Consider the following 7358-nt stretch of genomic DNA (forward strand, 5'->3'; position numbering starts at 1 on the left):
TGGGTGCCCCGGGACGCTCAGCCGATGCCGCCCTCTTCCTCGTCGTCCTGCCCATCATCCTCGTCCAGGTCCCAGTCGGGCGAATCAGGGTCGTACTCGATCCGCTCGCTGGACCAGGACGCCTGCTGGAGCTCCACCCCGGGCACCTCGCTGACCAGGTCGAACGGGTCCACGAGATAGGCCAGGGCCTCCGCGGTGTCGTCCGTCACAGCGCCCTCGGCGTGGGCCCGCTCGCCCTCGGGCAGCTCCGGGTCCTCCGCGACGCGGCGCAGCGCGGCCTTGGCCACCGCGTCCTCGTCGTGCACCTCCAGCACCAACTCCACCCGAAGCCGTACAAACCGTGATGTCTCTTCTGTGCTCATGGCGGGAGCGTACGACTGAAACCTCCCGTGACTTTCCTGTGACCCGCGACTTTCACTAACATCGCCCCGCACGGCCAATTCGCCAGCGTCACAAGGGGATCGATATTCCGTGTCATCCGCTCGCCGTCCGCTGCTGACCGCCACCGCCGCGGGCACCCTGTTGTGCGCGCTGTGGTTCGTCCCGTCCGCGAACGCCTCGCAGGGTGCGCCGGCGAGAGAGACGGTGGCCACCTCCGTCGCGCCGCGGACCGAACAGGTCACGCAGGCCAGAGCGGTGACGGTGGCGACCGCCGAGTCCGCGGAGCAGGAGGTGGCGACGGAGGCGGAGACGGAACTGGCCGACACGGGAAGCTTCGACACCACCCCGTACGTCGTCGGCGGCAGTCTCTTCCTCGCCGTGGGTGCCGGATTCGTCGTGTATTCGGTGCGTCGGGAACGTCTGGGCTTTTGATCTTTCTTGACGAATGTTTGACAGCGACCACATAGTTCGCTCATGAAGAGATCACCGGGCGTGCGGCTGTGCGCCGCCGCAGCTGTGAGCGCGCTGTCGCTCGCCCTCGTCACGGGTTGTGGCGACGACGGGTCGAAGGACTCCGGGAGCGGCTCGGGCAAGGACGCGGACAAGCCCGCCGCGAAGACGCTGGACGCCGGCGCGTTGCAGCGGCTGATCATCGCCCAGGGGGACGTGCCCGGCCAGAAGGTCGGTGCCGTCGAGGGCGGTGTGCCCGACAAGAGCAAGGTGACGTCCGACGACGCCAAGTGCCTGCCGGTGCTCCGGGCGTTCACCGCCATCGCGCCCGGTGACCCGGTGGCGCACACCAGCAAGATGGCCACCGAGAACGTGAAGGTCCCCAAGGCCGGCGCCACGTCGCCGGACGGGGGCAAGTCCGCGGACTCCATCAGCGAGTCCATGAACCTGGACGTCACCGTGGTCACCCTGGCCTCGTACGACGGGGACGGCGCCGAGCAGGGCCTGCAGGCGGTCTCCGACGCGGTCAAGGCCTGCGCGGGCGGCTTCTCCGGCGCGCAGGACGGCGAGAAGGGCACCTTCACCAAGGTCAGCGAGGAGAAGTCCTCCGGCACCGGTGACGCGTCGGTGGCCTTCACCGCGACCAACGACGCGGGCAAGGACGGCGCCCTGCCGCTGCACGCCGAGGTCGCCCGGCACGGGAACACCCTCGCCGTGTACACCACCGTCAACATCGGCGCGATGATGAGCAAGAAGGCCTACACGGTGTCCGCTCCGGTTGTGAAGGCGCAGGCCGCCAAACTGAAGTGACGGTCCGTCCGTAGCGCGGAAGGGGCCCCGGCCGGTCGGCCGGGGCCCCTTCGCGCTCACTGCAGCGGGCCGGTGACCTTCTCCACGGCCGCCACGAGGTCGCCGCCGCGCACGAACGCGTCGGCGGCGGCCAGGTCGGGCGCCAGGAAGCGGTCCGGGCCGGGGCCCTGCACGCCCGCGGCCCGTACGGCCTCGATGACGGCCCGGGTCGCGGGCGCCGGGGTGAGACCCTCGCGCAGTTCGACGGCGCGGGTGGCCGCGTACAGCTCGATGGCGATGATCCGGGTCAGGTTGTCGACGGCGGTGCGCAGTTTGCGCGCGGCGGACCAGCCCATGGAGACGTGGTCCTCCTGCATGGCGGAGGACGGGATGGAGTCCGCGGAGGCCGGGACGGCCAGCCGCTTCATCTCGCTGACCAGCGCGGCCTGCGTGTACTGCGCGATCATCAGACCGGAGTCGACACCGGCGTCGTCCGCCAGGAAGGGCGGGAGACCGTGGCTGCGGTTCTTGTCCAGCAGCCGGTCGGTGCGGCGCTCGGCGATGGAGCCGAGGTCGGCGGCGGCGATGGCGAGGAAGTCCAGGACGTAGGCCACGGGCGCGCCGTGGAAGTTGCCGTTGGACTCGACCCGCCCTCCCCCGGTGCCGACCCCAGGCAGCACCACGGGGTTGTCGACGGCGGCGGCCAGCTCCCGCTCGGCGACCGTGCGGGCGTGCGCGAGGGTGTCGCGGCCGGCACCGGCGACCTGCGGGGCGCAGCGCACCGAGTAGGCGTCCTGGACGCGCGGCGCGTCGTCCTGGTGGTGCCCGGTGAGGCCCGAACCCTGCAGCACCGCGGACATGTTGGCGGCGGAGGCGCCCTGGCCCGGGTGCGGGCGGATGGCGTGCAGCTCGGGGGCGAGCACCTTGTCCGTGCCGAGCAGCGCCTCCAGGCTGAGGGCGGCGGTGACGTCGGCGGACTTGTAGAGGGTGTCGAGGTCGGCGAGGGCCATGACCAGCATGCCGAGCATGCCGTCGGTGCCGTTGAGGAGGGCGAGGCCCTCCTTCTCGCGCAGTTCGACGGGCTGGATCCCGTGCTCGGCGAGCAGTTCGCCGGCGGGTCGTACGACGCCGTCGGGGCCCTCGGCGTCACCCTCGCCCATGAGCGCGAGGGCGCAGTGGGACAGCGGGGCGAGGTCGCCGGAGCAGCCGAGGGAGCCGTACTCGTGCACGACCGGGGTGATCCCGGCGTTCAGCACGTCGGCCATGGTCTGCGCGACCTCGGGCCGCACACCGGTGTGCCCGGAGCAGACGGTCTTGAGCCGCAGGAACATCAGGGCCCGTACGAGTTCCCGCTCGACCCGCGGCCCCATGCCGGCGGCGTGCGAGCGGACGATGTTGCGCTGCAGCTGGGCGCGCAGTTCCGGGCTGATGTGCCGGGTCGCCAGGGCGCCGAAGCCGGTGGAGACGCCGTAGACCGGGTCCGGCTTGGCCGCCAGCGCGTCCACGATCTCCCGGGCCGCCGCGAGGGCCGCCACGGCTTCGGCCGACAACTCGATGCGGGCACCGCCGCGCGCCACGGCGAGAACGTCGGACGCCGTGACACCGGACGTCCCCACCACCACAGTGTGCATATCCATATTCAGGAGCGTACGCATTGAATGCGGTGATGTCACTAGTGGGGACCGGGTACGACCCTTACCGCGAGGTGTGGGCTTCGCCTCACGGCCGGCGCCCGCGGAACCGGCGCCGCTCGGCCCGTGCGGGCGGCGGCTCGTCGGCCAGCCGTACGACCGGATCGTCCGGCCCCTCCCGGCCGGCCACCACCGGCCGGTCCAGGCGGGTGGCCTTGGCCCGGTACTGGGCGGCGTCCGCGAGCCGGAACAGCCGGCGGGCGTCGCGCACCGGGCCGATCGGGTCCCCGGTCGAGGCGACTCCGCACGCGACCCCCTCCCCAAGCTCCAACTCCCCGGCGCGGCGGCACAGTTCCTCGGCCGCCTTCACCACGTCGTCGGCGGGCGGCCCGACCGCGAGCAGACAGAACTCGTCCCCGCCCAGCCGCGCGGCCAGCGCACCCGGCACCATCGCGCCGCACAGCGACAGCACCGAGCCGAAACGTTCCAGCAGGCGGTCGCCGACGGCGTGCCCGAGGGTGTCGTTGACCCGCTTGAGCCCGTTGAGGTCACAGACGACGAGACTGACGACCACGCCCTCCGCGCGGTGCCGCTCCACGGCCTCCTCCAGCCGTACGTCCACGGCCCGGCGGTTGGCCAGACCGGTCAGGGCGTCGGTGAACGCGAGCCGGCGGGCCTCCTCCAGCCGCTCGGTCTGCGCGATGCCCGCGGCGACCACGGCCGCGAGCACGGTGGCGAAGTCGGCGTCGGTGCGCGCGAAGACGGGCTCGCCGGCCGCGCGCGCCACGTACAGCTCGCCCCAGGCACGGCCGTGCAGCACGACCGGGGCCACGACACAGCAGCCGCGACCCCGGCGGCGCAGGGCGGCGACCCGCTGGTGCAGGTAACCGGGCTCGCCGGCGGCCGCCCCCTCGGCCGTCTCCACCCAGGCGTTGGGGCCGCCGCCGCCGGCCCAGCGCTCGTGCAGGAACTCGGTGATCTCCGGGAACTGGTGCACCGGGTAGGTCTCGGCCTCCGGGAACTCCTCCTCTTCGGGTGCGCGGTCCCCCACGTTCACCAGGACCCGGAGGCGGCCGAGCTGGCGCTCCCACACCGAGAGCGCGGCGAAGCTGCCGGCCAGGGCCCGGCAGCCGCCGAGGGCGGCGGCCTGCCAGCACTCCCGCGGGGTGTGGGCCGCCGCCATCCCCTGCGCCAGCGCCACGACCGCGGCCAGCCGCTCGTCCTCACCCATTACTCCAGATTAGGGAGGATTCACGAGGTTCGAGCGATCGGTACGGCGATCAGGTGGTATGCCCCGACAGGGGGTGCAGAACGCGCGCCTCGGGGTACGGGCGCCGCCCGCGGCCTCCCGTGCGGGCCCCCGCGCTCCGCCGGAACGCGCCCCTCACTCCCCCGGCCACTGCGGCGCGCGCTTGTCGTTGAAGGCCGCCACGCCCTCCGCACGGTCACCGGAGAAGGCCACCGAGCGCCACGCCGCGTCCTCCACCTCCAGGCCGGCCCGCAGGTCCAGTCCGTGCCCCAGCCGCAGCGCCCGCTTCGCCGCCCGCAGGCCCACCGGCGAGTTGGCCGCGATCCGCTGCCCGAGCGCCAGCGCCTCCTCGCGGTCCCGGCCGGCCTCCACCAGCCGGTCCACCAGCCCCAGCCCGGCCGCCTCCGCCGCCTCCACCCGCCGCGCCGAGAAGATCAGCTCGGCCGCGCGCGCCGCGCCGACCCGCCGGGGCAGCAGCTGGGTCCCGCCGCCGCCCGGGATCACGCCCACGGACACCTCCGGCAGGCCCACCACGGCCGTGGCGTCGGCCACGATCAGGTCGCAGGAGAGCGCCAGCTCGAAACCGCCGCCCAGCGCGAAGCCGTGCACCGCCGCGACGGTCGGCATCGGCAGCTCCAGCACCCCGGTGTACGCGGCCCGGGCCACCGGGCGCTGCCGTACCAGGTCGGCGTCGGTGAAGGAGTTGCGCTCCTTCAGGTCGGCGCCCACACAGAACGCCCGTTCGTGCGACGAGGTCAGCACGACCACCCGGGCGTCCCGGTCGGCGGCGAGCGCGGCGCACGCGCCCGCGAGGGACCGGGCCATCTCCGTGGAGACGGCGTTCATCGCCTTGGGCCGGTCCAGCACCAGCTCCGCGACGTGCCCGTGCCGCCGCACCAGCACGAACTCCCCGAACCGCTCCTCGCTCATGACACCCCTCCGGTTAACGCGGGTTAACTCACCGTCGGCCCGATCATCGCAGCCCCGCCTGCTTCCGGGAAGCCCGGGGCGCCGAGCCCGTTCGCCCGTTCGAGTGACATCCCGGCCGTCCGGGCGCACTTCGCCCACACGAGCGCATAGCGTGCGCCACGGCGCGCCCCGGGCGCGCGGCGGGGAGGGGACCCATGAGACCGATACCTGGACGGACCGCTGCGGAACGGGAGCGCGGGCCGGCGAACACACGGGAACGCGGGCCGGCAAACACACCGGGAGTACGGCGCGGGCGGCACCGCAGGCCCCGCCCCCGCAAGGTGCTGCTGGCGGCCGGCGGTCTCGCCCTGGCCGCGGGGGTGCTCAGCCTGGTCCGGGTGGCCCCGGACTCGGGGGTCGGCGCCTCCGGTACGGCGGAGGCGGAGCCCCGGCTCGACCCGGGCGGCCGGGCACCGGGCGGCTCCGCGAACACCTCGGCCACCATCGCCGCCGCCCCCACCGCGCTGCCCTCGGCGACCTCCGCCCTGGGGGGCCGCAGCCTCGTTCCCCTGCCCGCCGGGTCCCCGGCCCGCAGCACGCCGGGCAGCGCGCCGGACACGGCCACCGCACCGCCCGGCCCCACCGCCGTACCCACCGTCCACGCGACCGGCACCCCGGCCGCGCCCCGGCCGGGCGGCCCGACGAGCCCCGCGCCGAGCGGGCCCACGCCCGGTCCGACCCGGGCGACCCCCACGCCGGCCCCGACCCCCACCGCGAGCCACGGCACGGCGGAGCCCCGCCCCGGCGGGGTGTGCCTGCCGGTGATCGGCCTGTGCGTGGACGTGCTCGGCGGCGAGGGCGGACAGCGGGCGGGGGTCAGGGGCGGTCGTCGCGGCGGGTGAGCAGCCACGGCTCGACCACGCCGAGCCCGCGCACCGGGCGCTGCCACATCGGCTGCAGCGCGAAGCGGTACACCGGCGGCTCCTCGCCCTCCTTCTCGGCGGCCGCCGCGGCCTCCGCCGCCTCCGCCTCCGAGGCGGGCGCCTCGCCGGTGCGGATCAGCTCCTCGGCGAAGGCGCTGTCCACCAGGACGGCGTCGCGCGGGGCTATGGAGGTCAGCCGGGAGGCCAGGTTCACCGTCGTCCCGAACACATCCCCCATCCGGGTGGTCACCGTGCCGAACGCCATGCCGACCCGCAGTTCGGGCATGGTCTCGTCGTTCGACAGCGTCTCCACCAGGAGCAGGGCGATGTCCGCGGCCGTACCCGCGTCGTCCGCCGCGTAGAGCACCTCGTCACCGAGGGTCTTGATGAGCCGGCCACCGCGCGCGGCCACCAGGTCGGCGGCGGTCGTCTCGAACGCCTCGACCAGCTCGCCCAGCTCCTCCTCCTCCATCCGGCGGGTGAGGCGGGTGAAGCCGACCAGGTCGGCGAAGGCGACGGCCAGGCGCCGGTCGACCATCTCCTCGTCGTCACCCGTCTGCACGACCCGGCCGGCGGAGGCGGCGAGCTGGCGGCGCCAGACGTAGACGAGGAACTCCTCCAGCTCGGGCAGGAGCAGCTCGACGATCGGGTACGTCACCTCGGTGCGGGTCATCCCCGGCTCCGGGGGCTCGGTCAGGCCCTCCAGGAAGGAGTCGATCTGCCACTCGGCCAACCGGGCGGTGGTCTGCCCGGTGGACCGGGCCACCTGCACCGCCATCGCCTCGCTCAGCAGGCCGGCCTCCACCAGGCCGGCGAGCCGGCGCAGGGCGAGGACGTCGGCCTCCGTGAGGGCCTTGGCCTGGCCGATGTCCGCGAAGCCCATCGCCCGCCAGAAGCGGGACGCCAGCTCCATGGAGACGCCGGCGCTGCGGGCGGCCTGGAACGGGGTGTAGCGGCGCTCGGCGCCCAGGATGAGCTGTTCGAGCCGCAGGGCCAGCGGGTCCTCGCCGGTGTCGGCGGCGTGGG

General features: G+C 74.3%; 8 protein-coding genes. 3 read left to right on the forward strand and 5 right to left on the reverse strand.

What is annotated here, in order from left to right; genetic code table 11:
* Nucleotides 1-17 precede the first annotated feature (17 nt).
* Nucleotides 18-362, reverse strand: coding sequence for a hypothetical protein (locus tag IE312_RS03735; protein WP_189978356.1), 345 nt, complete (start codon nucleotides 360-362; stop codon nucleotides 18-20).
* A gap of 109 nt (nucleotides 363-471) precedes the next feature.
* Here IE312_RS03735 and IE312_RS03740 point away from each other — a divergent pair, with 109 nt between their 5' ends.
* Together IE312_RS03740 and IE312_RS03745 are read left to right on the forward strand one after the other, a co-directional pair.
* Entirely contained in the window at nucleotides 472-813 is a 342-nt protein-coding gene (locus IE312_RS03740) for an LAETG motif-containing sortase-dependent surface protein (RefSeq protein ID WP_189978358.1), read from the forward strand.
* A gap of 42 nt (nucleotides 814-855) precedes the next feature.
* Nucleotides 856-1641 carry a hypothetical protein gene (locus tag IE312_RS03745; protein WP_229898992.1) on the forward strand — a complete coding sequence of 262 codons (786 nt, stop codon included), beginning with the start codon at nucleotides 856-858 and terminating at the stop codon, nucleotides 1639-1641.
* Between the two features lie 56 nt (nucleotides 1642-1697).
* On the opposite strand, the gene hutH is transcribed toward IE312_RS03745, so the two are convergent.
* The 3 genes from hutH to IE312_RS03760 all read right to left on the reverse strand — a co-directional run bounded on the left by hutH (nucleotide 1698) and on the right by IE312_RS03760 (nucleotide 5430).
* Nucleotides 1698-3251 carry a histidine ammonia-lyase gene (gene hutH / locus IE312_RS03750; protein ID WP_189978956.1) on the reverse strand — a complete coding sequence of 518 codons (1554 nt, stop codon included), beginning with the start codon at nucleotides 3249-3251 and terminating at the stop codon, nucleotides 1698-1700.
* A gap of 88 nt (nucleotides 3252-3339) precedes the next feature.
* Nucleotides 3340-4482: a GGDEF domain-containing protein gene (locus tag IE312_RS03755; protein WP_189978361.1), complete on the reverse strand. Its 1143-nt coding sequence runs from the start codon at nucleotides 4480-4482 to the stop codon at nucleotides 3340-3342.
* A gap of 153 nt (nucleotides 4483-4635) precedes the next feature.
* Complete coding sequence (locus tag IE312_RS03760; RefSeq protein ID WP_189978363.1) at nucleotides 4636-5430, reverse strand: enoyl-CoA hydratase/isomerase family protein; 795 nt, start codon at nucleotides 5428-5430, stop codon at nucleotides 4636-4638.
* A gap of 194 nt (nucleotides 5431-5624) precedes the next feature.
* Between IE312_RS03760 and IE312_RS03765 the strand changes: the two genes are divergently transcribed.
* Complete coding sequence (locus tag IE312_RS03765) at nucleotides 5625-6311, forward strand: hypothetical protein (protein ID WP_229898994.1); 687 nt, start codon at nucleotides 5625-5627, stop codon at nucleotides 6309-6311.
* Here IE312_RS03765 and IE312_RS03770 read toward each other — a convergent pair.
* On the reverse strand, nucleotides 6286-7358 hold a 1073-nt coding region (locus IE312_RS03770), incomplete at its 5' end, for an adenylate/guanylate cyclase domain-containing protein (RefSeq protein WP_189978365.1). The genes IE312_RS03765 and IE312_RS03770 overlap by 26 nt on opposite strands.

Source organism: Streptomyces capoamus (genome assembly GCF_014654935.1).
GTDB classification, from domain to species: domain Bacteria; phylum Actinomycetota; class Actinomycetes; order Streptomycetales; family Streptomycetaceae; genus Streptomyces; species Streptomyces capoamus.